The 24,240-nt window shown below is 43.1% G+C and carries 20 protein-coding genes and 1 riboswitch; of the genes, 5 read left to right on the top strand and 15 right to left on the bottom strand.

Features of this window, described 5'->3' with window-relative positions; translation table 11 throughout:
- The first annotated feature begins 233 nt into the window (after positions 1-233).
- Positions 234-398 carry a hypothetical protein gene (locus tag FZC41_RS17340; protein WP_170253984.1) on the top strand — a complete coding sequence of 55 codons (165 nt, stop codon included), beginning with the start codon at positions 234-236 and terminating at the stop codon, positions 396-398.
- On the opposite strand, the gene FZC41_RS12815 is transcribed toward FZC41_RS17340, so the two are convergent.
- The 3 genes from FZC41_RS12815 to FZC41_RS12825 form a co-directional block, all read right to left on the bottom strand.
- On the bottom strand, positions 395-1,597 hold the full coding sequence (locus tag FZC41_RS12815; RefSeq protein WP_148567799.1) for a CdaR family transcriptional regulator: 1,203 nt from the start codon (positions 1,595-1,597) through the stop codon (positions 395-397). The genes FZC41_RS17340 and FZC41_RS12815 overlap by 4 nt on opposite strands.
- A gap of 31 nt (positions 1,598-1,628) precedes the next feature.
- Positions 1,629-2,771, bottom strand: coding sequence for a glycerate kinase (locus FZC41_RS12820; protein ID WP_148567800.1), 1,143 nt, complete (start codon positions 2,769-2,771; stop codon positions 1,629-1,631).
- A 97-nt stretch (positions 2,772-2,868) separates the two neighbouring features.
- Complete coding sequence (locus tag FZC41_RS12825) at positions 2,869-3,678, bottom strand: alpha/beta fold hydrolase (RefSeq protein ID WP_148567801.1); 810 nt, start codon at positions 3,676-3,678, stop codon at positions 2,869-2,871.
- A 520-nt stretch (positions 3,679-4,198) separates the two neighbouring features.
- Here FZC41_RS12825 and FZC41_RS12830 point away from each other — a divergent pair.
- Entirely contained in the window at positions 4,199-4,471 is a 273-nt protein-coding gene (locus tag FZC41_RS12830; protein WP_148567802.1) for an SHOCT domain-containing protein, read from the top strand.
- A 196-nt stretch (positions 4,472-4,667) separates the two neighbouring features.
- Here the strand turns inward: FZC41_RS12830 and FZC41_RS12835 are convergent, their stop codons facing one another.
- Positions 4,668-6,023, bottom strand: coding sequence for a permease prefix domain 1-containing protein (locus tag FZC41_RS12835; protein ID WP_148567803.1), 1,356 nt, complete (start codon positions 6,021-6,023; stop codon positions 4,668-4,670).
- Positions 6,016-6,375 (bottom strand): PadR family transcriptional regulator, encoded by a 360-nt coding sequence (locus FZC41_RS12840; protein ID WP_148567804.1) that lies wholly within the window; start codon positions 6,373-6,375, stop codon positions 6,016-6,018. The genes FZC41_RS12835 and FZC41_RS12840 overlap by 8 nt, the downstream gene beginning before the upstream one ends.
- Positions 6,376-6,855: 480 nt before the next feature.
- Here FZC41_RS12840 and FZC41_RS12845 point away from each other — a divergent pair, with 480 nt between their 5' ends.
- Positions 6,856-8,610 carry an FAD-dependent oxidoreductase gene (locus FZC41_RS12845; protein ID WP_148567805.1) on the top strand — a complete coding sequence of 585 codons (1,755 nt, stop codon included), beginning with the start codon at positions 6,856-6,858 and terminating at the stop codon, positions 8,608-8,610.
- Positions 8,611-8,975: 365 nt separating this feature from the next.
- Here the strand turns inward: FZC41_RS12845 and FZC41_RS12850 are convergent, their stop codons facing one another.
- The 10 genes from FZC41_RS12850 to thiC form a co-directional block, all read right to left on the bottom strand.
- Entirely contained in the window at positions 8,976-9,212 is a 237-nt protein-coding gene (locus tag FZC41_RS12850; protein WP_148567806.1) for a hypothetical protein, read from the bottom strand.
- A gap of 153 nt (positions 9,213-9,365) precedes the next feature.
- On the bottom strand, positions 9,366-10,214 hold the full coding sequence (locus FZC41_RS12855) for a MerR family transcriptional regulator (RefSeq protein WP_148567807.1): 849 nt from the start codon (positions 10,212-10,214) through the stop codon (positions 9,366-9,368).
- A gap of 13 nt (positions 10,215-10,227) precedes the next feature.
- The gene (locus FZC41_RS12860) at positions 10,228-10,968 is read right to left on the bottom strand and encodes an ABC transporter permease (RefSeq protein WP_148567808.1); all 741 of its coding nucleotides are present in this window, start codon (positions 10,966-10,968) and stop codon (positions 10,228-10,230) included.
- Entirely contained in the window at positions 10,965-11,687 is a 723-nt protein-coding gene (locus FZC41_RS12865; protein WP_148567809.1) for an ABC transporter ATP-binding protein, read from the bottom strand. The genes FZC41_RS12860 and FZC41_RS12865 overlap by 4 nt, the downstream gene beginning before the upstream one ends.
- Before the next feature lie 245 nt (positions 11,688-11,932).
- Positions 11,933-13,417 carry a B12-binding domain-containing radical SAM protein gene (locus tag FZC41_RS12870; RefSeq protein ID WP_148567810.1) on the bottom strand — a complete coding sequence of 495 codons (1,485 nt, stop codon included), beginning with the start codon at positions 13,415-13,417 and terminating at the stop codon, positions 11,933-11,935.
- Positions 13,414-14,742 carry a B12 lower ligand biosynthesis radical SAM protein BzaD gene (gene bzaD / locus FZC41_RS12875; protein WP_148567811.1) on the bottom strand — a complete coding sequence of 443 codons (1,329 nt, stop codon included), beginning with the start codon at positions 14,740-14,742 and terminating at the stop codon, positions 13,414-13,416. The genes FZC41_RS12870 and bzaD overlap by 4 nt, the downstream gene beginning before the upstream one ends.
- 70 nt (positions 14,743-14,812) lie before the next feature.
- Positions 14,813-16,354, bottom strand: a complete 1,542-nt coding sequence (locus FZC41_RS12880) for a DUF2284 domain-containing protein (protein ID WP_243136719.1) — start codon at positions 16,352-16,354, stop codon at positions 14,813-14,815.
- Positions 16,341-17,438 carry a nicotinate-nucleotide--dimethylbenzimidazole phosphoribosyltransferase gene (gene cobT, locus FZC41_RS12885; RefSeq protein WP_148567812.1) on the bottom strand — a complete coding sequence of 366 codons (1,098 nt, stop codon included), beginning with the start codon at positions 17,436-17,438 and terminating at the stop codon, positions 16,341-16,343. The genes FZC41_RS12880 and cobT overlap by 14 nt, the downstream gene beginning before the upstream one ends.
- A gap of 132 nt (positions 17,439-17,570) precedes the next feature.
- A complete protein-coding gene (bzaB, locus tag FZC41_RS12890) occupies positions 17,571-18,845 on the bottom strand; it encodes a B12 lower ligand biosynthesis ThiC-like protein BzaB (protein ID WP_148567813.1) in 1,275 nt (424 codons plus the stop codon).
- A gap of 2 nt (positions 18,846-18,847) precedes the next feature.
- Complete coding sequence (thiC, locus tag FZC41_RS12895) at positions 18,848-20,149, bottom strand: phosphomethylpyrimidine synthase ThiC (protein WP_148567814.1); 1,302 nt, start codon at positions 20,147-20,149, stop codon at positions 18,848-18,850.
- A gap of 90 nt (positions 20,150-20,239) precedes the next feature.
- Positions 20,240-20,419: riboswitch (cobalamin riboswitch) on the bottom strand.
- Between the two features lie 214 nt (positions 20,420-20,633).
- On the opposite strand from thiC, the gene FZC41_RS12900 reads away from it, so the two are divergent.
- Both FZC41_RS12900 and FZC41_RS12905 read left to right on the top strand, forming a co-directional pair.
- The gene (locus FZC41_RS12900) at positions 20,634-22,190 is read left to right on the top strand and encodes a PucR family transcriptional regulator (protein WP_148567815.1); all 1,557 of its coding nucleotides are present in this window, start codon (positions 20,634-20,636) and stop codon (positions 22,188-22,190) included.
- Positions 22,191-22,948: 758 nt separating this feature from the next.
- Positions 22,949-24,121, top strand: coding sequence for an MFS transporter (locus FZC41_RS12905; RefSeq protein ID WP_148567816.1), 1,173 nt, complete (start codon positions 22,949-22,951; stop codon positions 24,119-24,121).
- Positions 24,122-24,240: the final 119 nt, after the last annotated feature.

The raw sequence follows: 24,240 nt of genomic DNA on the forward strand, positions 1-24,240 counted from the left end.
TAAAAAACAATAACATGGGTAACAACAAGGTCCCATGCTATTATTGATGATTTTTTCGCTATTCGTAAAATATAAGCATAAACCGATACCAAAGTGTGATGATTCAGTTTTATAATTCCAGCAAAATACCATTAATTATACCCAATATGAAATAGTTTTCAATGGCAATTTTGAACGAATGTTGTTCGTTTTTACTGAACTTTTATAAACAATTCCATCAGTAGGAAAAGTAGATGGCAAGAACGGCAGTGATAGAATCCTTTGAACAAAAGATTGAAAAAGCACAAATGGACGTAGTCAAAACAAAACAGAAGTATGATGCAGCAGTCACTAAACTTGTTCATGTATGGCATTCTGAAACGGAGGACCGGTTCTGTTGTGCAAATACCTATTGTTAGAATACAGAAGATCCATCCTTTCTATCTTCTCGCTGATCTACTGTTTTGTTCAATTCTTCATAATGAGTTAAAATAATCATAAATAAGAGATTATTATTACCGCTGCACTTGAGCGAAAAACCGAGACACTCTTCCATTTTCTTTTTCCTGAAAATGACGGTGTTCTTGTGTATAAACAGGTCGCTTGCAACCTTTTCAAACTGAAAATGATAATCAAAGATTTTTCTCATGGTTATCATGGCATCTTCTGTCCCTTTGCCAAAACGAGACTGGATTTTTTGAAGATAAGGTTTAATTGTCAATGTTAAGATTTCTGGATCCAGTTGACTGTAAAGTCGCCAAAAATAATGGTGGTGGGCAAAATAAACAAATTGGTCTTTTTTATAAACATTGCTTCGGTACAAGCCATATGCATCCCTGTAGGATTTTAAATACCCCTTGATTTCCGGATAATAGCCTCCGATAAAACATTGCAAATCTTTTGCGTACCCGCGGATTATTTCTTCCAGATAGGTATTGATGGACTGTTCAATTGCCCAGGGCACTGTTTCTTTTATGGTCTTGAAAATTAGAATAAAACCACCAGACATCACAGACGAAATATCGTCTTTTAAATGCTTATCCGACATTTTAATCTGATTGAGAATTCTCTCTAGAAATCCCTTCTCAAGGGTTTGATGATTCGAACCAAAATTTAAAATAATAGCGACCCGACGGTTTTCCATATTGTAACCGATACGTTTTCCCCAATCCACAATTTCTTTCTGGCTGATGGTCATCTGGTCACTGATCAGGGTATTCAAAAAGATTTCTTTATCATTTCGGTGAGAGTAAAATCGGTTCATGGTTTCCTGCTGTTCAATGATCAGTTCCGCTGTCATTTTTACCAGCTTGCCGATGTTTCGGACTTCATCTGGATCACCAGTTATTCCCACCACACCGATAATATTTCCGGTTTTATCAACAATGGGCATATTGATTCCCGGCTTGACTCCCTGGAGTTTCTTTGATTCTTCTTCAGTTACTTCATAAGTCAGACAGTTTTGGATGACAAACATTGCTATCTCATGGAAGGTACCGAGGCGTTTTGAAGAACCGCTTCCAATAATGATGGCATTTTCATTCATGACATTTATATTATATCCAAGGCTAGTCATGACCTCATCGGCAATCTTCTGAGCAATTTTCTTATCCAGCATCTGTTTACTCCTTATTGGTCGATCTCAAGTTTCAAGGGATCATGCATATATTTAAAAGAAAACGGAAAAGATTGCTGATTATTTCATCCAGCAATTGGGGGGCGTTTTCCATATGCCATTCCAGACCTCTGTCATTTTTGAACATGGCAAAAGCAGCAGTTACACCACAATCATACGTTTTTTCATACCCTTCTTCCAGAGCACCTGAAATCACGATAACTGGAATATGCTGTTTCTTTCCGCGTTTTCCAACCCCAGAAATCACTTTTCCCATCATACTTTGAGAGTCGGTTTTTCCCTCTCCGGTGATGATCATATCCGCATCTTTTATGGCGGTTTCAAAGCCAGTTTCATCCAATACAATATCCAGCCCGGATTTTAATTCGGCATTGAAGAAAGCAACCAGAGGTAAGGCCATGCCGCCAGCGGCGCCAATTCCCTTCAAATCCATCAGCTTCTTTCCGGACTGCTGCTCCAGAAGCTGCCCAAAAACATGCAGTCCCTGATCCAGAAAAGCCACCATTTTCTCGTCGGCACCTTTCTGAGGACCATACACCGCCGCTGAACCCAGATGTCCGCAGAGTATATTTTCAACATCGCATGCGATGGTTATTTCCACGCCCTGGAATCGGGCATCCACCTGACGAGTATCAATGGTCATCACCTGGCTCAGATTTTCACCACTTGGTGTCAGTAGCTGCTTGTCCCGGTCGTAAAAACGGATGCCCATGGCGCTGGCTACCCCCAATCCGCCATCGATGGTTGCGCTGCCGCCGATCCCCAGAATTATTTTCCGGCATCCTCGATTGATCACTGCGTCAACAATCATCTCGCCGGTGCCGTAAGTACTGGTAATCAACGGATTGTGTTCTTCTGGTTTGATAAGCGGCAAGCCGGAAGCTGTTGCCATCTCAATAACCGCTATCTCTCCGTTCAAAATGCCATACTCTACCATAATTTCCCTGAACAATGGGTCTTTTGCCTTGATTTTTACAATTTCGCCGGATCGGTGTTTAACCAGCACGTCCACCAGACCTTCACCTCCATCTGAGATAGGAATTTTTATGATTTCGGTAGTAGGCATGATCTTAAGAATCGCACTTTCTGCGATGTTACAAACCTCGGCAGCTGATAAGGATCCCTTGAAAGAATCCGGGGCAATCACTATTCTCATTTTGTGGTCTCCTCTTTAAATTATCTTCGGGCTTTTTTAAAAAACAATAACATGGGTAACAACGAGGTCCCATGCTATTATTGATGATTTGTTTTGTTTAGTCATTGATAAAATCTGAAATGATCTGATTGAATTTATCAGGTTCTTCCCAGAATAGCATATGGCCGGAATTCTCAAAAAACTCTAGTTTCGCTTCTGGAATCTTCTCAGCTACATAAGCGCTTCCCTGCCAGTTGAAAACGGCACTGTGGCGGGCTACACACACCAGAGTTGGGAGATTGATGAATGGCAGAAAATCTCGCCAATCTAAATTTGTATGGTCCCGCATGATTTCGATACGCACGGTTTGCGGACATTTTGAAATTTCGTCAGCGATGAATTTTACTTCTTCCGGTGCTGGTTCGTGATGTAGACAGGCAAAGGCCAACCCTTCGGCACTCTCTCTTGGTGCGTATTGTATTTCGCAGCAAGTCCTTATAAACATTTCTACATCATAACATCCATTTTGTCCCCAAACCCAATCAGGTCCGGTATATTGGAGCGGTGCCTGCTCAACACAGACCAGTTTACTCACTCGATGATTACCAAATAATTCCAAATAACTCCAGAGTACAGCAACACCCATTGACCATCCCAAAATGGTAACATCCCGAATATCTAATTGATCTAGCAGTTCTTTCACATCCATAGCGTAACGAGAAATCCGATGACTGTGCAAGACCTTTTCTGATTCACCATGCCCTCTGAAATCCATTAATATCACCTGAAAATTTTCGGCAAGAACATCGCTGTTTTTTTTGAAAAACTGGGTGGTACAGGTCCAGCCCGGAATCATGAGCAGAGGTTTTCCTTCGCCCTTCACCTCATAATACAATTCAACATGATCATTGGTATAAAAAGTTGCCATAGTTTACCTCCTATAATTGATAATTTTAGAATTCATTCCGCTTTGATTATTGTTTAAGAATTGATGATTTTTTCGCTATTTGTAAAAGATAAGCATAAACTGATATCAAAGTGTGATGATTCACTTTTGTAATCGTAGCAAAATACCATTAATTATAATTATACCCAATATGAAATAGTTTTCAATGGCAATTTTGCCAATTAATTCTATCGATATTGGGCAATTATACAATAATCGTAATTTATATTCAGGTGACACAAGAGGGAGGGTTTTGTTATTCTGATTCCCGGCGTTCGAACATAAATGGGACTGATCCCACGATCAGTGCGAAAGGCTACAGCCGTCGGAAAAAAAACACATGTTATTCTTAAGGCTTGATTTGTATAATACATTCAATAATTGTAATTAATTAATATTTGATTCTTGGATGATTTGTAAAACTACGTTAACTGAAGTTAATAAAAAGGGTACGTGAAATTTAGGAATTAGGTATCTTCCAGAAAGAAGGCAGGTGAATATAATGATGTATTTAGGTGCGTATGGTATGTGTTTTGGACTTAGTATGATAGGAAGAATAGGTGGTATGATTATGATGTGTTTATTGTTAATAGCATTTGTAGTATTTGCGATTGTTTGGATGTCTAAAAATTCAAATCTAAGAAAAAGCGTAGATGAGTCTCAACAGCAACAATCAACCAATCGAGCAATGGAAATTTTGAACGAACGTTATGCTTCGGGAGAAATAACAGACGAAGAGTATGCTAAAAAGAAAGTAGAACTTAAAAAAGTGTGATCTTTATGGTATTGATGCCCCAGGCTTAACGTCTGGGGCTTTTTTCGTGCTGGTAATTACAATCAATCGATACGGCACTTTCATTTTGTTGAGATTCTCCAATACGCCGCAGTGGATTTTCCACAAATATTCATATTACTTACCAAAAAAATAGACGAAGATTGGCCTGACAGCGTCAGGCCAATTGCCCCAAATTTTATTGAAAACCGAAAAGTATGGGGAGTAAAAAGGCCACCATTCCAAACCATATGGCATAAACATAGAGGTAGGAAGTTTGAAACACTTCAATCTTTTTAAAATCAAATTTATTTAAGAAAAAGCGGATGTACAGCCAGGCCAGACCAGCAAGATTAACTAGAAGTACCAGATTCTCGCCCAGCGCCGCAACTTTATTTGGTGTGAGCCCATAGGCAGACAAACGGAAAACGATAGCGGATAAGGCGATGCCGTCGATGATCAGGGCGGTGAGAATCAGGGCGAGATTGATATAATCAAATACCGTGTTTCTTTCATGGGGATTTCGGGCTGAAATCACATAAATTACCAGACCAAGAACCAGAGCAAGCATGAAATCAAAAGCGATCAGGTAATCCCGCTCAATAAACGGACTTTTACTGCTGCCAATCATCACACCAAGAAAAACAAGCATCACCAATAAGAAAAGCGGGCTGAATATTTTTGCCAGAATCGGTGCGAAATTCTCCACAACACTTTTCTTGGTCTCCACCAGGTAAATGGTAATCATAGCGGCTGAACTGGCACCGTAGACAATCAGATAGTTCTGGATGAACCAGCTGGCATTTATTTGAATGGCAAAGAACATGGCCTGAATAAACATGGCCAAAACGATGATTCCGCAGAAGATCAGGGTACCATAAATCACCGATTCTCCAGTAAACCGAATGAAATTCATCCGGGCTTTGGTGGTTTTCCAGTTTATGCCCATATAGGCGATGCCGGTGATCAACCATAAAAATAACGGAAGATGCAAGGCGGTCAGGAATTCCGTATCATTGGGGGAGTAGGTCGGGTACAGGTTGATCAGTAGCCAGGCCAATGCAAAAATACCCCCGATCACAGCCGGTGTTTTCCAGGGTGACTGGTGTTTGATCAAGAAAAAAGCAGCAACAAACGGCAAGATAAAAAAGCTGATGTTCTTAAAAAACAGGACTCCATTCTCCGAATCAAGCAGATTTAAACCGAATAGCTCGGGAAGTTTGAAGAGGGTACCTGAGACTAGGGAAAAAATAATCACCATGGCAATATATTTCCGATTCTGGCCGGAATCAAGTGCGCCATCCGGATTGAGCATTAGATGTTTCCAAAGATTTTCGGTACTGACTTTGGAATACTCTTTGGAAATCGCATGAACATTTCCCATCCGCTTTACGCTGATCAAAAACGCTTCTTCCGTTGAAAGTCCGATCGTTATCAGATCGTCAATTTCATCCTTCAAATGATTTTCCAATTCGATTATGTCCGGCTCGCTCAAGTCACCTTTTGCGCGGAGCAGATCACTCCAGGACCGAATATTAGCAGCTAAATCAAACATATTGAAATTCCTCCTTTTTCTTAATTAAATTCAGCCAGGTTTTTGAAAGTGCGGAGTGGACTATATCCCACTGTTTTTTTTGCATGTCCAGCTCGGTCAGGCCCTCTTCTTTAATGCGATAATATTTTCGCTGACGACCTTTTTCAGAACCCTGCCAGTAAGATTCGATAAAGTTTTTCTCTTCAAGACGATGGAGTACCGGGTACAGCATACCCTCTGACCAGATAAGTTCATCTGCGGTTAATTCTTTCACTTTTTTAATAATTGCATAACCATAACTGTCCTCCTGTTTTAAAATAGCAAGAATAAAAGGAATCGCCGAGGCTGCAATTAAATCCTTGGATACATTCATAAAACCTCCTATATACCAAGATGTTCTAGGTATAGTTCTATTATACATAGAAGTTCTAGGTAAGACAAGCACTATTGAAAAATATTATATGATATTTTTTAGTTTTTTATTTTACTAGGTGTTATAATGATGATAGTTAATCGTTATCATTATTATCACGATTGTACACATGGTCCGCTGAATCTGGATCAGCTTTTGTGGAAGAGAAACAAAATAATTACTAAAGTTCTATAGATTTCAGTAGTGTATTCGATTTATTGTTGAAAGGCGGCCATTGAAAAGAAGGTTGGAGAATCAATCCGGATTATTGATTATACCCACTAATAGCCGGAAAAGTAATGAAATTTTTAAAATTACAAATTAGTATAAAATAGTTGCTTGATTTGGATAATTGCAAAATTTAGAAGAATTGAACAATTGCTATTTTGAGGCTGGATTTGCAATTGCTTTTTATTTTATATCATTCAAGGAGGTAGGATAATGAAAAAGATTTTAATTGTTGGTGGCGTCGCTGGTGGCGCCACTGCTGCAGCACGTCTGCGACGTTTGAGTGAGGAAGATGAAATTATTTTGTTTGAACGGGATGAGTATATTTCTTTTGCCAATTGTGGGTTGCCTTATTATATCGGCGATGTGATCAAAGATCGCAGTAAATTGCTGGTTCAGACCGTGGCGGGAATGTCCAAACGCTTTAATCTTGACATTCGAAATTTCAGCGAAGTCACCTTCATTGATACTATTGGAAAAACGGTGGAAGTCAAAAATCAATTGACCGGGAAAACATATCGTGAAACCTTTGATAAACTAATTTTATCGCCTGGAGCAAAACCTATTACACCACCGATTCCGGGACTTGCAGAAGCTAAAACGATACTGACGCTGAGAAATATCCCGGATACAGATAAAATTAAAGCTATTATTGAAAGCGGCAACGTGAAACGAGCAGTGGTCATCGGTGGCGGTTTCATCGGGGTTGAAATGGCAGAAAACCTTTCTGAACTGGGTGTCAATGTTACTCTGGTTGAAAAATTGAATCAGGTACTTAAACCTCTGGATTTTGAAATGGCGCAACTTGTCCATCAGGAAATTAACGCAAACTGTGTCAATCTGATTCTAGAAGATGGGGTGGATCATTTCCAGCAACAGGGAACCGAAGTAGTGCTGGAAAGCGGCAGAGTTTTAGAGGCCGATTTGGTGATCCTCGCTATTGGTGTTGTTCCGGAAAACGGACTTGCCAAGAGTGCCAACCTGAAATGCGGGCCACGCGGTCACATTGTCACCACTGAAAACTATGAAACAATGAGTGCAGAAAATGACATCGTAAATCCGAATATTTTTGCTATCGGTGATGCTATTGAAGTTAAGGATTTTGTTACAAAAAATAAGACTGCCATCGCCTTGGCCTGGCCGGCCAACCGTCAGGGCAGGGTAGTCGCGGATTTCATCAATGGCAAAACGATCAGGAATGCCGGCATACAGGGAACCGCCGTGGCCAAAGTATTTAATAAAATCATTGCCTCTACCGGCAACAATGCAGCTCAGCTGAAGATGAAAAAAATAACCTATCAAGTGGTGGTAGCCCATCGGGCCAACCATGCCGGCTACTATCGAAATTCCACCAATATCGCATTAAAACTGCTTTATGACCCGGAAACTCTAAAAATATTGGGTGCTCAGGCCGTCGGACAGGATGGCACCGAAAAGCGGATCGATGTGATCGCCTCCGCCATGAAAACGGGAGCCACCGTTCTGGAGCTCCAAGATTTTGAACTCTGCTACGCACCGCCTTTTTCTTCGGCAAAAGATCCGGTCAATATACTGGGTTACATCGCTGAAAATATCATCGACGGGATTTACAAAACCGTGGAGTGGGATGAAATCGATGAAATCGTCTCAAATGGTGGATTTCTGTTGGATGTTCGGACACCGACAGAAGTCAACGCTGGTGTCATTAACGGTGCGGTAAACATTGAACTGGATAGCCTGAGGGATCGTATCGGCGAAATTTCCATTGCCAAAGATGCACCAATCTATGTCACCTGCCAGGTCGGCCAGCGTGCCTATCTCGCCATTTGTATTTTAAAAGGAAACGGATTCACCAATATTTATAATCTGGCCGGTGGGTACAGCACTTACAAAGCGGCTCACTACAAGCTGGCTGAGCTGGACTTCACGGTCGGGGAGTGTGCTCCTCCAAAAGATGATGCTGATAAACGCGATATTGATCGGGGTTGAGGAGATTCCCATCATTAGAACAGGAGAACCGACCTCTCGATCTTTAACTTAGTATTTCCTTAATTAATAAGACAGTTGACGTGATTTACAGACGATCTTAAGCTTAAATAGCTACTATATATATGTGAAAAGTAATGGACATACTTCTCACTTTACTATTCCTGAGCAACGAATCCTTTATGGGTTCGTTGCTTTTTTAGTTAGCCGTTTATTGCAAGATTTTGTGGTTTTAAGAAGAATCTGTGACTTGAAATATTGGTGGAGGACTGGTTCTGATAATTGCGGAAATTAAAAAGCACCTCGGTGAGATGCTTGTCAAAACGGGCTATTTACTTATTAGCTACATCAGCTTTTTTGAATCTTTCTTATTTCGCTTCTTTGGATAGTTTCTGAACGCCCCGGGTAATGAGGCCGATGCCATCTACGTGTTCAGGTTCAAAACTAGAACAACCACATAAAGGACAGGTCTTTTTCTTAAAGGCAAAATAATAAACGATATAGACAATACCGCCTACTAACCAGAGACAATTAATTAAAAACCAAACGATGCTAAATTTTTTTGTCGGGATAACGTTCTGACCACAATCACTACAATGTTTCATATGAGAACCCCCTTCATTTATTAATTGCAGTATATCACATTCTAATTTAATTTAATACAACTATTGTGAAATATTTTTAGCATTTAACTGGCCTAATCCTTGTTTTTATTTTTATGGTATCATAACGATCATGTCCAAGCAAATATCAAAAAATCAGCTAAGCTTCCTAACCGGAAACTGGATTTCGGTCAGCCAGTCTGCCTCTGAATCTTTATTCCAGACCCCATCAATGTAGGATTCCCGGGGATTGTCGATGATTTCATAACCATTGTTTTCCACCCACTTCAGCACAGCATTGTAGGCTCGGGGGAATCCCACATAGGAGCCTTTGTGAAGTGCACAGGCCGCATTTTCAACCCGGTTAATGATCTTGAATGTCAGCATGTCCGAGTCCGCTTTTTTTTCGGTGACCGCCTCGCAGATTTCAACATCCACATCGGTTTCCCGGTATTCACCGTCATGATAGATATTAAAGCAGTATTCAGGAACGGCACAGACACAGTCGAGTCGTTCCATTTCGGCACCCATTGGGGGGAGAATATGAAACAGGGAGTCGTACCCGGGGACGATGGTACGCATGGATGCCACAATCACCTGAGGGAGCTCCTTGAGGATAACGTGGTATTCCCCGGTATCCCCATCATTTTTAGCCAGATAGGATTCCACTTGGGACAGCCGCATGGTGTCCTCGGCAATTTTATGCATGAGCTCCAGTTTTTTTTGCTGAAGCAGATTTCTTTCTGGGATGCCGCCCTGAACCTGCTTAATTTCGTCCAGCGTAAACCCCATTTCCCGCAGCGCCAGAATTTGGTGCAGGACGGGGAGCTGTTCAGATGTATAATACCGGTATCCGGTAAATTTTTCGATGAAAGCCGGTGCCAGAAGACCGATTTCGTCATAGTGCCGAAGGGCTTTGATGGTGACCCGGTTCATTTTTGAAAACAGCCCGATTTTATAATATACGGTATTTTCTTTTCGTTCGCAATGATAGGTTTCGTTCATTTTCTTTCCTTTCTTATTCCCAGCGGAAGAATCGCATCGATAGAATAATTCCGATTACCAGAGATCCAAACAAAACAATCAGGGGAATCAGCAGACTTGTTTCCAGCCCCAGACTTGTTGATTTTAAAAGCTTAATGCCCTGGGTAAGGGGGAGAAAACCAGCTACTGCCTGGAGTGGTTTGGGAAAAATCTCAAAGGGAATGGTGGCACCGGATAAAAACAGCATCGGGAAGTAAACAATACTACAGACCACGTTGGCGGTTTTGACCGTTTGGCACAGGCTGGCGATGAGCAGTCCCAGGCTGTACATGGAAACCATGACCAGCAGATAAGACCCCATAAACGCCAGCTTGGAGCCCATCATTTCATAACCGAAGAAGGTCTTGGCCACGGCGTAAATCAGCAGGGCTGAAACGACTGACAGCAGCATGTTGATGACAGCATGTACCCATAATAGCATAGTTGGACTCACCGGTGTCACAAAAAATTGCTTGAGAATTTTCTTGTCCCGATAATCCGCGATAGTCAGGGGGATGCCCATAAACGCAGTGGCACAAATCCCCACCGTGGCCAGGGCTCCGAATGAACTCTGAATCAAGGTAGTGCCGGCATCGCTAGTGGTCGGGTTTTGTCCGGCAATGAGTCCGATTAAGATCATAATGCCCACCGGCATGCAGACTCCGAAAAAGATGCTGTCAATGCATCGCAGGGAAAGTTTGCCTTCGATTTTTAGCAAGGTTAAAAATTTTTTCATACCGCGATTTCCTCCTTCATTACCCAGAGATAAGCGTCTTCCAGTCGTTTGTAGGGACTTCTTTTAATTAGCTCAGGAACGGTGTCTGTCACCAGCGCATGCCCCTGGTTGATGATGCAGATTCGGTCACAAAGAACCTCCACTTCATCCATGTAATGAGAGGTGAGAAAAAGTGTCAGCCCCTTTTCTTTCAGATCAGTTAAAACATCCCATACCGCCCGTCTGGCCTCGGTGTCCAGCCCGGTTGTGAGCTCGTCCAGGAAGAGGACCTCGGGCTGAGGAATCAGCGCCAGCAGCACTGAGAGCTTTTGTCTTTCGCCGCCAGAAAGTTTTGCCACGGGCTGCTTGTGGAATTGATCCAGCTTAAACTGGGCCAGCAGGTCATCGTAATTAGCCGGTGAGTGGTAAAGGGCAGCAATTTCCTCACAGATTTCGCCTACCCGGATATTGCCCTGATAACTGGAGGACTGCAGCTGCACACCCACCCGCTCAAAAAGTCGCTTTCTTTCTTTTGTCGGATCCATGCCCAGAACCTGAACCGATCCGTTATCAAAGGATTTAAGACCCAGGATACAATCGATGGTGGTTGATTTGCCAGCCCCATTGGGACCCAGAAGACCAAACACCTCTCCTTTTTTAACGGTGAGATTTAAGTTGTTCACCGCAACCCGATTGCCGTAATGCTTGTTTAAATTTTTCACTTCGATACTGATTTCCATTTTTTCCTCCAATCATTTCTTGCTACAGTTTGAAGTATAAATCCTCCTCCACGGGGAGAGTCAAGGGTGAGTTTTTATAATTTTAACAGGAAAAAAGAGCAAACTGTTTCGGAATTACACCTGCCTGGTTTCGCTTGATCAGAGGTAAATAATACAACGCGGCGGTCTGTATCGACCAGCAGGCTCCAAAAAATAGTACCGACCATTGCTGAAGGTGCAGCAATGGTCGGTATAGCTTTTTACTTTTATGACATGATCAAATCAACGGTCTGATTGAATGATTTCACATAAATATTTATTTTTTCAGTCGTCATTTCATCGTTGTCAAATTCATTCAATAAGCCGGCAAAGGAGTACACCAGCAGCTTATTGATTTGATCGTATTTATCGGTGATCACAGGATCCTTTTTTAAGCTCAGTTCCCAGGAATCTTTCATATAAGTGAAAATATGGTTGGTCATATCCCGCATCATTCCGGCCATAGCGGCAACCTTTGGATTCAGGTAATCGGTATCGGCTTCGTAGGTGGAGTGATCAGAAATATTGAGTCGTCCTTGCTCCTTAAGGGCTTTGTAGGATGAGCTTCCCTGAAGAATGATCATATGATGATAGAGAACATTGACGCTTATTTCCAGTTTTTCCAGAAGATCATTCCGTTTAAGAAAATCGTAATTTATTTTCAGATCTTCAAGGGTGGAGTCCGGTTCGAACATAATAAAGCCGACGCTGGGTTCAATACCGTATTTTCTCAAAATCTTCAGAGCTTTTTCATTATCGGCAACGGTGGTCAGTTTGTTCAGCCGTTTTAACGCCTCATCCCGGCCACTTTCCAAACCGATGAGAATATGGCAAAGACCGGCATCAGTAAGAGCCGTGATGGTTTCTTCCTCAATATCGTTGGCTCTGGCTTCAATGCCGAAGCGGATGTTTCGATCTTTCAAGAGTGCGGCAAGTTTGAGCACCCGGTCTTTTCCGGCCCGACCGGGACCATAAAAGTTGGGATCCACAAAATAGAAATAGCGGATATCGGTTTCCTTCATAATAGCGTCAATTTCGGCAATGATATTTTCAGGGCTTCGCCCCCGCCATTTTCGTTTGGCATCCCCGTAATAGGGGTTGATGTAGCAGAAGGTGCAGCCGCCGTAGCAACCGCGGCTGCCGGAGATGTTGATTTCGCCAAAAGAATAGGATCCTTTACTGCGCAGCGGAAAAGGGAGTGAATCCACATCGGTGGTGATCTCCCCCTGAGTGGCGATGATTTTCCCGTCTTGTCGGTAGGCAATTCCCTGCAAATGGTCATCCGGAAAATGATCCACAAGTTTTGAGAACGTCAGCTCGTTTTCGCCTAAAAGTGCCGAGTCGATGGCCGGGCAGCGGTTGAGAATTTCCGCATAGGCAAAAGTGGGATAGAAACCATAAACAGTGACGTAGTCAATGGCATAGGCCGCTTTGACCTGCTCAATAAACTGGTAGAGGGTTTGATTGTTTTCCCAGTGATACACCAGGTGAATACCTAAAATGGTGGGGCGGATTCTGGCAATCTCTGCTTCAATGGCGGGATAATCCAGCTTTTCCAGGTAGCCGTCGACGATGGTGACATCGATGCCTTTGGAAGCAAGCATTCCCCCGATATAGCCGGTATTTAAACAGGCGGATAAGGGAGCATTGGCGATATCGTTGCAGCGATCTTCCCCATAGGAGCGGGGATGTTCTAATAAAAGTACTTTCATAGTGCGACCTCCTGCCACATAAATATATTTTTCTTGGTATGATAGATTTCCAAATCATAACGCAACCGATCAAAAGGGGCGGGGTTGTAATAAGTGGGGTAGAGCAAATCGGTTTCCGGTGTAATCACATGATTTTCAAGCGCTTGTTTTTCAACCTTGGTTCCCGGCAAAATACGAATATTGTTTAAAACAATCGTACCCAGGGTTTTCGATGCATAGTGGATGTTATAAATTGCGTCGATGAGCTCTTTGGCCTCTTTAATGGTTTCCTCGGTGTCTCCCGGGGTATTAACCAGAAAATGATAAACAGTCACGACACCGCTATTGGCCAGCACTTGGGCGGTATTGAGGATATCTCTGACAGCCATGTGTTTATCCATAGCATCCAGTGCGGTTTGACTGAGCCCGTCAGGTGAAAGGGAAAAACACTCACAGCCGGACTTTGAGTAAAGAGCCACATTTTCTTCGGTTAGAAGGTTTTCTCTGAAAAAACCGCTCCAATTGATCTTAAGACCGCGTTTTAGTATTTCCGTACAGATGTTATCCAGGTGATCAACGGGAAGATTTACCACCGAATCGGTGAAATGAATCCGGGTGACACCATAGGTATTGTAAAGAAATTCGATTTCATCCACGACGGATTCCGGGGTGCGGCAACGCATGTTGTTTCCCTGGAGCAGTGGATAGGAACAGTAGCCGCAGGTAAAACTGCATCCGCGTTTGGTTTCCACACCGATGCTTTCCACATATTTATTGACGGTCAGATAGGGCCGGGGGTCCAGCAAATCGCGATTGGGCATCTGGTATTCCAACATATTGTAATCTCCAACGGGAGGGACAATTGAAACGTTCCCGTTGGCTCTGAAACATAAACCGGGCAGGCGGGGCGGGTTCGCTAAATTTGCCAAAAGCGGAACGATGATTTTTTCTGCTTCGCCGGTGACCCCGAAATCAATTTCTGGATATTCTATCATTAAACGTTCTGGAAATAAAGAAAAACCGGTGCCTCCGACTAAAATCGTTGCTTCCGGAGCGTATTTGTCAATGAAAGCTAAAGTTACCGCAAAGTTAGGAATGAGGGACGATGTTTTGTTTCCGAGGGGATCGATATTTCGCAGCGAAACGCAGATAACGTCAGGCTGATGGGCATCCAGCTGATGTCTCAGATCCCCATAGGGGTCCGGGGACATATTCATATCAAAAAGATGGAGATCGTAATTGGTTTGACGTTCGACCTGGGAAGCAAGAACAACGATCCCAATGGGATAAACCCGCTCGATGTCAATGCCCTCCATGGAGAGCGCTTGAACGAATAGTATTTTCATGATGGCTCCTTGATTGTATTTTTTAGTAATGTGATGAATCAATCGTCATAAGTATGATAAAAAGTGCGGGTTACTCCAGCAGCAACAGTCCGTAATATTTGACGATCTGGTCTTTGGCGGAGCGGGTTTCCAGCGTCTCGCCGTTTCCGCGAACAGTTTCAAAAACATCAATTCCCGAGCCTTCCATGGAAGGTCGTCGATTTTTCGTGTTTTTGCAGGGTTCATCAGGATCGCATTTAGGACAGATGGCACAGGGACCGGCCCAAAAGGAGAAAGCTTTATGAAAGCCAGCAGTGAACGCTAATTTTTCAGCAGCCAGTATTTTATGCTGAAAATCTCCGGTTGGGGGTTCGCCTTTCAAAAGAAGGGCTTTTGAATAGCTGGAGATAAGACTCCGGGTCTCATCCAGACTGATGTCGTTGGCTTCACAATGCTTTTTATCGTAGGATGAACATCCGAAACGGCACTTGTTTTTGGCAAAGTCTGTAATCACCACTGAATCAGGAGAAATTTCGAAGACATCATGAAATCCCACTTCCCGGATCGGATGAATTAGTTTCTGAGTGGGTGTGATGGCTAAATTTTCAATCAGAGATAATGACTTGGTACCAAAAATAAGGGCTGTATCGGTTTCCAATGGGATAAGGGGAGTGGTGGATAAACCGTTTTTTCTTAACGTATCAATCACCCATGCTCCCGAAAACACTTTGCCGTTGTAAGTATTCAGCAGCATGTTGACATCGGAAAGGTGTGCTTTAACGGTGCAATGTTCATTAAAAAAATCATGAATGAGAAGGATGCCGTCATCCGTTAAATGTTTTGCAGCGGTACTTAACACCAACTCATTTTCGGCTTCAGCATAAGCATGGACAATGTTGGATAGAATAATTAGTTGGTATTTTTTAGTCAGTCCCCATTCCGGTTCTAAAATATTGCCGGGATGATAGTCAACCCGAGCTGAAAAAGGTGTTTTTTCGATTATCTTTTTTGTCTGGGGAAGAACCTGACGGATGTCCAACAGAGTAGCCCTGGTATCCGGAAACTTGTCTAAAAAAGCTAGCGCCATAGCTCCGGAACCGGTGCCAACATCGAGGATTTCGCCGGAAAGAGAGCTAAAAAAAGTGACACACTCACTGGCTTTAAGTTTAGCGATGTTATCCATGGCTTTGATATATTTCTCCCGGCGGTTATCCAACTCATCTTCACTGGTATCTTCAGACAGAAAATTAACCCGGCCTCCGGCTTGCAAAGAAGCTTTCAGGGTGTTCCAATCCGCAGTAAGATTTTTTCGCCACAGAATGGAGTCCCCCTGGTAGAGGGGACTTTCCTTCAGTAAATAGTCTTGAGTGAGCAGAGAATTGCTATAAAACTCCTGATATCGTTCTAAAAGGCCCAAACTTCTTAGCAGTTCAAGATAACGGCCGACTGCGGCTTCGTTGGAACATAAGGTCTGGGAGAGCTCACTCGGGGTTGCCCCCTGGCTGCCAAAAACATGAATTGTTTCAAAAATGTCCATTTCAAGTGCCGTAAACAAAGCATCGGACAACCAATAGGCGGTTGAAAGATCTTCTAAATATTGGCCGCCGTTAGTGTGGGGATCATAAGCTTTCAATAGTACCTGCTCCTTTGGTAACACCGGCATCTTCATAGGTAAACATATCGCACATAATCCGGGCGGATGATTCCACGATATGCATGGCAACTGCCGCTCCGGTTCCTTCTCCAAGTCTGAAATTTAAGTTAAGGAGAGGATGCAGGCCCAAGTTCTGCCACATGAGCTGATGACCGGGTTCTTCGGATTGATGGGCGGGAATCATATAATCCAGAGATTGAGGACAAAGTCCTTTGGCAATAAGCGCTCCGGCAGTGGAAATAAAGCCATCCACCAAAACCGGCACCCGATGATAAGCCGCTCCAAGAATTACTCCGGCAATGCCGGCGATTTCAAAGCCGCCAATTTTGGCCAGGACATCAATCGGATCATTTTTATCTGGTTGAAGGCGATTGATGGATTCCCGAATCACCTTGATTTTTTTAATCAGGGCGGCGTTGTCGATGCCGGTGCCTCTGCCGGTGACGGATGAAACCGGATATTCCGCCATGACGGCTAAAATTGCGGCGCTTGGGGTGGTGTTTCCGATGCCCATGTCGCCGGTAGCTAATAAGTTGATCCCTTGTTCTTCAATCACTTTAGAAGCGACATTGATGCCTGCCTCCAAAGCCTGAACGGCCTGTGCCCGGGTCATTGCCGGTTCATGGTAGAAGTTTTTAGTACCATAGTCTACCTTGCAGTCAATCAGTTGGCCGTTTTTGACAAGCTCCGGCAGGTCAACGGCAATGCCCATATCCACGACAATGACTTCGGCGCCGGCGGCTTTAGCCAGAATATTGATTCCCGCTCCGCCATTAACGAAATTTTCAACCATTTGGGGTGTGACTTCCTGGGGACAGGCCGAAACCCCTTCGGCAACCACGCCATGATCTCCGGCCATGGTAATGACCATTTTTCTGTCTACATTGGGGCGAATGGTTCGTTGAATCCCGGAGAGCTGTTCCCCTAAAGTCAAAAGCTGTCCCAGGCTCCAGGGCGGGATTGCCAGTTTTTCAATGTGATCTCTTGCCGCCAGCCGCCACTTCGGATCAGCTGGTTCAGTGTTTTCGATAACTTGTTTGAGTGTATATTTTGTTGCGATCATGTCGTATCCTTTCATGTGAAATTGCTATATCAGTTAAATTTGTAGGGGCGGGTATTACCCGCCCGGCCAGAACATGCCCCGATGGAACAAGCCGGTCATGATAATGTTTTCAGTTTAACAGCAAATTCTATTTCAAGCAAGGCCAAAGAATTCCGCCGCCACATCAGCAGGACAACGCGTATCCCGGCAGACGGCGCAGCCGTGAGATGGACTGGCAGCGAAGGCGGCAGTCAGGTTGGCCTGATTGATCGCCAGTTTGATTTGATCCTCCTGGTTTCGGGCGACTCGCGCTTTTGCCATCGCTAAATCTTTGTTCCAGGCGGTTCCCCGTTTTAAAACATTGGCAGCCTGAGCGGCGATTTTGGTGGTTCGGACCCCGATACGGACATCCTCTTCGTTGGGAAGACCCAAATGTTCCGCAGGAGTCAGGTAGCAGAGGAAATCAGCGCCGTGCATGCCGGCAAAAGCACCGCCGATGGCGCCGGAAATATTATCATAACCGGGAGCCACATCGGTGGCCAGGAAGCCCAGAATATAGTAGGGAACATTGTAACAAAGACGTTTTTGCAGAAGCATGGCGGTGGGAATGTGGTTCAGCGGCACATGCCCGGGACCTTCAACCATCACCTGGACTCCGGCTGCCAAGGCACGTTTGGTCAATTCTCCGGCAATCATCAGGCCGCGAAGGTGTGATTGATCGAGTGAATCAGCATTAGAGCCTGGACGGATGGCATCTCCGATGCTGAGAACCGTATCGGTGGCTTTAAGAATCTTCAGAAGACGGTCAAACTCTGCATATAAAGGATTCTCTTTGTCATTGTGGAACATCCATCCCGTCATCAAAGAACCGCCGCGACTGACAATGTCGGTCACCCGGCCGGTTTTTTTGAGAATTTTCAGCAAATCCATATTCAAGGCGCTGTGAACTGCCATAAAATCCATGCCTTCTTCACATTGTTGTTCAATGACTGAAAAAAGATCGTCAGAGGTCATATTAACCATCAAATCTCTTTTTTCAACGGCTTCCACGCTGGCCTGGTAAACCGGCACACAGCCAACAGCGATGTTTGACTGAAGACTTAGCTTACGCATTTCATTGATATGCTCACCCATGCTTAAATCCATAAAGGCACTGGCGCCTTCTTCTTCCATTGCCTGTATTTTTTTAACTTCCATTTCCATATCGTCCCGATCGCTGGATGTTCCCATCAAACCGTTGATCTTTATATCCAGTCCGCCGCCGATGCCGCAGATTCGGGAATGCTCGCGATTTTTATTTTTAGGAATGACGATGCGGCCGTTGGCAACACCATTGCGGATGAATTCTGGGGTTACGCCTTCTTGAAGCGCAACCATTTCCATTTCTTCGGTTATTTTTCCGGCCCGGGCTTTTATCATTTGAGTCATTATTAGTTCCTCGCTTCCTTGTTTTCTTCTCTTAAGTAATGGCCAATAACTTTCATCGCACAGAAATCTCCGCACATGGTGCATTCAGAGGAAAAATCGGTACTTCGGGCCTTCCACGTTTTAGTGGCGGTTTCGGGATCAATGGCTAATTCCATCTGTCTGTTCCAGTCGAGCTTGCGGCGGGCGACGGACATTTCTTCATCCCAGGCGATGGCGTTAGGATGACCTTTCCCGATATCTCCGGCATGGGCGGCAATACGGCTGGCCATGACCCCAAGGTAGACATCTTCAACGTTAGGCATGCCGATATGTTCGGCAGGTGTGACATAGCAGAGAAAGTCAGCTCCATAATAGGAAGCAATGGCGCCGCCGATGGCGCCGGTGACATGATCCATGCCGACTCCGGAATCGGTGGGAAGACAACCGAAGACAAAATAGGGAGCACCGCCACAAAGACTTTTCTGTAATTCAACGGTGGTTTGAATCCGATCCAATGGCACATGTCCGGGACCTTTAACCATGACTTGAACACCGGCTTTTCGGGCTTTCTTAACCAGTCCGCCAAGGATCACCAGTTCCTGAACCTGAGCACCGTCCAGGGAATCAGCGATGCAGCCAGGTCGCATCCCATCGGCGAAGCTGAGAACCACATCGTATTTCCGACAGATTTCCAAAACACGGTCATACTGGGTAAAAAACGGATTTTCACATTGGTTGTGAATCATCCAGCCGATCAGATGGGATCCGCCATAACTGACGAGCGGGTCAATTCGTCCTTCTTCTTTGGCACGATTGACGACATCCATGGTGGTGCCGCAGTGCAGAGCCAAAAAACTCACGCCTTCAGCGGCCTGCTTTTCCATGATTTCAAACATGTCGTCGGCGGTCATATCCAGAGCGGTGCCATATTTTTCCTGGGCCACGGCAAGGGTCTGGTAGAGGGGCAGGGTTCCCACGGGTCGGTCGACTGTTGATAAAACTTTCTCCCGCATTGCATCAATCGGTCCTCGGACACTTAAATCCATTAGGGTATCCGTTTTGGCTTTTACAGCGGCCGCAATCTTAGCCAGTTCACCATCAATGGTGTCGGACTCTTCGTACATGCCGACGCTGGCGGATACTTTGGTGTAAAGGCCTTTTCCAACGGCGACCGGTTTAATATTGGGGCGGGTGCTTTTTAGAATAACGATTTCACCGGCGGCAACTCCCTGACGAATGAGTTCAGGGCTGATCCCTTCTTTTTCTGCGACAACAATCATTTCAGCGGTGACTTCACCGGCTCTGGCTTTTTCTAGAATGGTCATATTCTCCTCCTGAATTTCAATTAATCTTTAGGAAAATAAAAAAAGTCCACAGTTATTAAATAATAATAACCATGAACTTTACCGTCATTCATACAAACCGAATCATAGGCAGGTCTCCTGACTTGGGGATCAACGCATGCCACACCTTCCCATTAAAAAAACAGTGGTTATTGTGGTTTGCTCCGCCCTTACAGTGATGGGTTCGCTCAGGATTTTCACCTGATTCCCTATTCTCCTTGCATTCAAGGCACCATATGTTCGCTTCTTTTATTCACTTAATTTTGATTATACACATAAAAAATTAGATGTGCAAGAAAAAAATATAAAAACAACTCTGTATAGTTTAGAGCGTTTAAATTTCAGAAAACGGAGACTATTGTTGTAATTGATTTTTAAGCTCGAAATATTTCTTGAAATAAGGCGTGAATTCCACTCCAAATATTAAAATTGTGGTATAATCATTTTTCATAAAAAGGAGGTGATTGTGACGAAAATTAGCATAAATATTATTGAAAAAGTCTTAAGTAATCATATTGTGCAGAAAAATATCCGCGATGATGCGGATATGGTGATTGATACATATGAAATTTACAATCCCAACCATTTCGACTTTAGAGAAAACTGTCTTTATCTGATGAAATCCGAAGATTTGCCCGACTCGGATGCAGTTCCGGTTAGTTTGAATGTGGTCTGCTGGGGAATACCGGAAGGATTTGAAATAAAAAAATATAAGAACATCAATCTTCTGATGGTTGAAGGGATTACGCCGGAAAAAAACATAAATTTTATTATCAGTATTTTCCATCGTTACAATTCCCTTGAAGAGCGGCTGAATTCGCTGATTCTCGAAAATGCCTCATTGCAGGAAATTATTGACCTGGCGACAGAAATGGTGGAAATGCCGGTCAATATTCTGGATCTGAATCATAAGGTTCTGGCCATCAGTACAGAAATGGATGCGCCGGATGATCCGATATGGAAATCACTGAAATTAGGGTATATGACTGAATATTACGAAAATATTTTGAATACTTCACCGACGATGAGGGATATCATCAAGGCGAAAGGCAGCTCGATTGAGATCACTTCGAGCATCAGCGGACATCATGTTCAGGTTTCACTGTTGCGTAGCGGTGGCCGACCGATCGCCTATTTCGGCATGCATAAATTCTATGAAACTAGGAAACCTTTTGACAAGCACACGCTTCAGCTGTATGAGTACCTTTTCAGGAAAATAAACCGGAATTCGGGTCAGTACTTTGAGATGAAAGCGGACCGAGGTCTGATCTATGAGGAGTTTCTGCTCAATCTTTTCAACCGGAAATTCAAAGATTCAGATGAAATTGATGCGCTTTTAGTGAAACTTGGATTCGATGTGGATTCCAGCTATCAAATGGCGCTGATTTCATTCAGAAACAGTGACATCAGGGCGGATTTGTATTTTACGATTATGGATTATCTGGAAAAAGTGATGCCGAATTCAAAATGCATTGCGATGGACCTGTATATTTATATCATCATTCCGATTGGTGGGGACGACTATCTGTCCGATGAGACCCAGAAAATTATGACGGAATTTCTCGATCTTCATCATTGCCTGTGCATATTAAGTCCTCCTTTTGAATCATTTTTGAAACTGCACAAATTCAATCCTATGTTTGAGACGGTTCTGGGTTTCATAAAAAAACAGGGTAGAGAGGACCGGCTCTATCATTTTTATGAATTTGCGGACCTTTATGGCATGAAGCTCCTCGCTGAAGAGATGCCGACTGAACGGATGGTTCATCCGATGATTCAGAAGTTGCTTGATTATGATGCGGAACACAAATCAGATTATTTTGAAACCTTTAAAGTATATCTTAGGAATGAAAGCAGTATTTCGACGACTTCAAATTTGCTGCACATGCATAGAAATTCATTACAGTATCGAATTAATCGTATCGAACAGCTTCTGGGTGATCACTTTGATGATTGGAAACTGCGAGAACTACTTTTGTTTCAGATGAAGTGTTTGGAATATCAGGATATTTTTTTAAAATAATAATTCGGAATGATCAAAATTAGAAATAGAAACAGATTAATATTAAAAGTTTGTATGGGATGGTGCCAATTCATACAGACTTTTTTATTTGCCTAAAAATCGCCAAGTTATTTTGGAAAAATAATATTTAGTCTTATTTAAAACAGAGAATTGGTTATGGACGAACCAGGAAGTGCAGAGATCTAGAAGTTTATCAATTAAAAAAGCAAAATAGAAGTCGCTTTATTTTGCTTTTTCGATGATGAATAGGCAGCATGAAACAGTTAGAATAACGTATAAAGGCATTTGAATAATTCATGGCGTAAGTTTCCATATCTGAGGATCCGTTTAGAGGCTGTGCATTTTGAACAGCACCCGCATATTATTTTGTGCAATTATACGTTGCTATAATAATCGTAAAACCTTAAGATATACAAATAAATAAAAGTTGTACGCATATAATAATTGCCTCATTAAGAGTTCGAAATTTTCTGAATCAGATATCTTTTGCAAAAGGAAAGCTCTTAGGAAATAGATTGAAAACGATTAATGAAAACGGTTTCTAATATGCGCGGAGAGGCAGCTGAGAATAACATATCAAAGGCTGTCGAGTGTATCAAATCTGTATAAATGTAAGGAAAGTGAAAGATTTTAATTGAGTAACCCTTGTATTAAAGCAGTATGAAAGGATGTGTCAATAAATTAGTTTGTAGTAAAGCTGATGTTAATAAGCACTGGTCATGGAATTTATATAATTACTAATAATTTTGGAGGAAAAAATGAAAAATAGTAAATTTCTAAAAATAGCCGTTCTTTCCGTTTTCTTTGTTCAAATGGGAGTTGGAACAATTACTCCGGCAATTGCAAATATTGCTGCAGCATTTCCAACCGTGCCATTTACAACCCTATTGCTTGTTTCAACGCTGGCAGTGCTCATGTCAGTACCGGCAACATTAATTTCCGGTCGCCTTGCCGGAAGTGTTGTTAAGTATAAAACACTCTTAATCATTGGTATGATTCTCTTTATCGGTGGTGGCGTGGCTCCTTATTTCATGGCCACTTCGTCTTTTACTGCAATCCTGATCGTTCGTGCTATCTTCGGTATCGGTCTTGGGATTACCGTACCACTTGGCGCCGCTTTAATTATTGCCTTCTTTGATGGTGAAGAGCGTGCTAAGATGATGGGTTTAAGTAACGTTGTTGCAAATGTTGGCGGCATTCTTTTTCAAATGCTGGGTGGTATAGCCGCTACTGCATCATGGGAATATGCGTTCCTGATTCATGGTCTGGGTATTATTACCCTTATTCTTATTCTTTTTTTACCTGAACCGGCAAAAGTACCGGCCCAAGCCGCTGGTGAAGAAAAGCCGAAATTACCGGGTTCTGTTTTTGGATTTGCCCTTGCTATCTTTTTTATAATGGCTCTTATCTATCCTATGTTGGTTAACATGTCAACCATCATCGCTACCACAGGTATGGGCGGTGCGGCAGAAGCCGCTTTGGTTTTAACGATGTTTACGGTGGGCGGAATGCTTGGCGGATTAATTTTTGCTAAAGTATTCGCTATTTTCAAGAAAAATTCTCTGGCTCTAGGTCTTGCACTTTTGGCGGTTGCCATGACTAGTATTGGCTTAGGCAATTCAATTATATTTATGTATATCGGGACAACCCTTGCGGGAATTGGTTTTGCTTTCATCATACCGACTGTTTTTATGGATTTAGGTGCTGCTGTTCACCCCAGTCAAATGCCAACCGCTTCCGGTATCGTTATGGCAGCTCTGAATATTGGTGGATTCTGCTCGGCTTATATGTTTGCTTTCCTTGCCGGAATCATGGGTATGACAGAAAACATCAAATTCCCATTTTATGTTTCATTGACTGTGTTTGCATTGGCTGCAGTTGCTTATTTATTAATCAAACCAAAAAAAAATGGAGCACTACAGCCTGAATAATTTTCTTGTCTGATTTTAAAAGAATAAACTTTCAACAAATATACGACCTTGATAGAATGAATTTGAATTTATTTTTTCAAGGTCGTTTTTGTATGCAAAAAAACTATGGTATAATCTAG

This window comes from Acetobacterium paludosum, assembly GCF_008086595.1.
GTDB lineage: Bacteria > Bacillota > Clostridia > Eubacteriales > Eubacteriaceae > Acetobacterium > Acetobacterium paludosum.